General features: G+C 57.0%; 1 protein-coding gene. It reads left to right on the forward strand.

Annotated elements, in window-relative coordinates; translation table 11 throughout:
* Window positions 1-1,095, forward strand: a 1,095-nt coding sequence (gene glyA / locus ACIOVB_RS10175) for a serine hydroxymethyltransferase (protein WP_401267258.1), incomplete at its 5' end; no start/stop codon positions are given.
* Between the last annotated feature and the right edge of the window lie 312 nt (window positions 1,096-1,407).

The raw sequence follows: 1,407 nt of genomic DNA on the forward strand, positions 1-1,407 counted from the left end.
AAGTACGCCGAAGGCTACCCGGGCAAGCGCTACTACGGTGGTTGCGAGTTCGTCGACGTTGTTGAGCAACTGGCCATCGACCGCGCCAAAGAACTGTTCGGCGCCGATTACGCCAACGTTCAGCCGCACGCCGGTTCGCAAGCCAACGCTGCTGTCTACCTGGCCCTGCTGTCGGCCGGTGACACCATTCTGGGCATGAGCCTGGCCCACGGTGGTCACCTGACCCACGGCGCCAGCGTTTCCTCCTCCGGCAAGCTGTACAACGCTATCCAGTACGGCATCGACGCCAACGGCCTGATCGACTACGACGAAGTCGAGCGTCTGGCGGTTGAGCACAAGCCAAAAATGATCGTGGCCGGTTTCTCTGCCTACTCGCAGATTCTGGATTTCCCACGCTTCCGCGCTATCGCTGACAAGGTTGGCGCCTACCTGTTCGTCGACATGGCTCACGTGGCCGGTCTGGTCGCCGCTGGCGTCTACCCGAACCCGGTGCCATTCGCTGACGTCGTGACCACCACCACGCACAAGACCCTGCGCGGTCCACGTGGCGGCCTGATCCTGGCTCGCGCCAACGCCGACATCGAGAAGAAGCTGAACTCCGCGGTATTCCCGGGTGCCCAGGGTGGCCCGCTGGAGCACGTGATCGCCGCTAAAGCGATCTGCTTCAAGGAAGCGCTGCAGCCTGAGTTCAAGACTTACCAGCAGCAAGTGGTGAAAAACGCCAAGGCCATGGCCGGTGTGTTCATCGAGCGTGGTTTCGACGTGGTGTCCGGCGGTACTGAAAACCACCTGTTCCTGCTGTCGCTGATCAAGCAGGAAATCTCTGGTAAAGACGCAGACGCCGCTCTGGGCAAAGCGTTCATCACCGTGAACAAGAACTCCGTGCCTAACGATCCACGCTCCCCGTTCGTCACTTCCGGCCTGCGCTTCGGTACTCCGGCTGTGACCACTCGTGGCTTCAAAGAGGCTGAGTGCAAAGAGCTGGCCGGCTGGATCTGCGACATCCTGGCTGACCTGAACAACGAAGCGGTGATCGACGCCGTTCGTGAGAAAGTCAAAGCCATCTGCAAGAAACTGCCGGTGTACGGCGCTTAATCGCGACGTTAAATCCGCAGCATGAAAAACCGGCCAAGTGATTGGCCGGTTTTTTTATGTCTGCATTTTTTCAAACGCCTGAACCGCTCAAGAATGGGACTCACCGCACAACTGGTCAGACCGGTCATGCCAATTCGTCATTTTTCACTTGCGATCCCTAAAAAACAGCGCCTAGACTGCACCCGCACTGGACATACCGGTAAGACCACAATAATTAAGTCCTGAATCTGATGCTCCAATCTCACGGAATACAGGTCAAGGACAATGTTTCCTACTATTGTCAGATGGTGTTATCTTTTATTCTTTATCATT

Source organism: Pseudomonas sp. NPDC087639 (assembly GCF_044743385.1).
Classification (GTDB): Bacteria; Pseudomonadota; Gammaproteobacteria; order Pseudomonadales; family Pseudomonadaceae; genus Aquipseudomonas.